This window comes from Aquabacterium sp. UBA2148, from assembly GCF_002328915.1.
GTDB lineage: Bacteria > Pseudomonadota > Gammaproteobacteria > Burkholderiales > Burkholderiaceae_C > Aquabacterium > Aquabacterium parvum.
In genome coordinates this window covers 2381-3804 of record NZ_DCXA01000285.1, presented here as the reverse complement: position 1 = coordinate 3804, position 1424 = coordinate 2381, and the positions used below count along the sequence as shown (strand labels likewise).

Here is a 1424-nt window from a genome sequence, read left to right as displayed (position 1 = left end):
GGTGGCCCGCGCTCAGAGCAGAGTCAACGCCAGTGCGACGGCCGCTGGCAGGGCCTGGATCGGCAGGATGCGCCAGCTCGCCGTGGCGCCGCCGAACACCCCGGCGATCACCACGCAGCCCAGGAAGAACACGCGGATGTCGGCGCCCGCAGCGCCCAGCCAGCAGCCCCAGGCCAGGCCAGCCGCCAAAAAGCCGTTGTACAGACCCTGGTTGGCCGCCAGCACCCGGGTGGATTCGGCGAACTCTCGGGTCAGGCCGAAAGCCTTGCGCCCGGCGGGTCGGGTCCACAGGAACATCTCCAGAACCAGGAAGCCCAGGTGTTGCAAAGCCACGAAGGCGGTGAGCCACAGGGCCAGGGTGGGGATGAAGGCGAGGGTGTCCATGCGGTGGCGCTGTGTCGGCGTGCAGTTGAGTTTTTTACTGTAGAGTATAAAAATCAATGCGTCAATGAATTTTTGACTGACTGGTAAGAATGAATGCCAAGCCCCGAGGCCGCCCCCGTGCCTACGATCCTCAAACGGTGCTCCAGCAGGTCCAGCAGGCCTTCTGGGCCAAAGGTTATGCCGACACCTCGGTGGACGACCTGTGCGAGGCCGCTGGCGTCAACAAGGCCAGCCTCTACGCCGGCCTGGGTGACAAGGCGCAGCTCTACCGGCTGGCCCTGCACAGCTATGTCAAGCAGGTGGGAGAGGGCATGGCGACCGCGCTTGATGCGCCGGGCCTGACCTTGGCTCAGGCGCTTGAGCGGCTCCTGGCGCAAACGGTGGCCATTTACCGAGGCGCTCGGGGGTGCTTCATGGTCTCGACCGCGCCGATGGTGGCCTGGCAGGACGAAGCCGTGCGGGCACTGATGCAGCAGGCGCTGGCGGGGCAGTCGGCCTTGCTGGCGGCGCGCTTCGAGCGGGCCGCACGCGAGGGCGAGTTGAGCGGTGCGCTGCCGGCGACAGCCCTGGCTGGCCTGGTCGCTGCGCTCATGCATTCGCTGTCTTTGAGGGCACGGGCCGGGCTGCCCGAGCCCGAACTCATGCGCTGGGCCCAGGCAGAGTTGGCGCTGGTGCTGGCCCTGGCTCGGCCTGTGGGACGTGATGCCGGCCAGCGCGCGAACGGCTGAGGGGCCTGTGTCCGCTCAGTCCGCTCAGTCCGTGAACGCCTGGAGGCCTGGTGTCAGGCCTGACCAGCCAGCATGGGCAGCAAGCCACCACGCTGGTCCAGCGCGATGAGGTCATCGCAGCCGCCCACGTGGGTCTCGCCGATGAAGATTTGAGGCACGGTGCGACGGCCGGTGATGGCCATCATGTGGTCGCGCTGGCTGGGGTCCAGGTCGATGCGGACTTCTTCGATGGCCTCGACCCCGCGCTGCTTGAGCAGCATCTTGGCCCGCAGGCAGTAGGGGCAGACCAGGGTGGTGTACATCTTGACGGCG

The 1424-nt window shown here is 67.1% G+C and carries 3 protein-coding genes; 1 reads left to right on the top strand and 2 read right to left on the bottom strand.

Annotated elements, in window-relative coordinates; translation table 11 throughout:
* Positions 1-12: 12 nt before the first annotated feature.
* Positions 13-384 (bottom strand): DUF1304 domain-containing protein, encoded by a 372-nt coding sequence (locus B2W70_RS15900; protein ID WP_286747140.1) that lies wholly within the window; start codon positions 382-384, stop codon positions 13-15.
* Positions 385-473: 89 nt separating this feature from the next.
* On the opposite strand from B2W70_RS15900, the gene B2W70_RS15895 reads away from it, so the two are divergent.
* A complete protein-coding gene (locus tag B2W70_RS15895) occupies positions 474-1112 on the top strand; it encodes a TetR/AcrR family transcriptional regulator (RefSeq protein WP_286747138.1) in 639 nt (212 codons plus the stop codon).
* A gap of 53 nt (positions 1113-1165) precedes the next feature.
* On the opposite strand, the gene grxC is transcribed toward B2W70_RS15895, so the two are convergent.
* Positions 1166-1424: glutaredoxin 3 (gene grxC / locus B2W70_RS15890; protein WP_286747136.1), on the bottom strand; the 259-nt coding region annotated here is incomplete at its 5' end.

Coding starts and splice junctions, on each gene's coding strand:
- B2W70_RS15900 (WP_286747140.1), bottom strand. CDS start 384: ATGGACACCCTCGCCTTCATCCCCACCCTGGCCCTGTGGCTCACCGCC.
- B2W70_RS15895 (WP_286747138.1), top strand. CDS start 474: ATGAATGCCAAGCCCCGAGGCCGCCCCCGTGCCTACGATCCTCAAACG.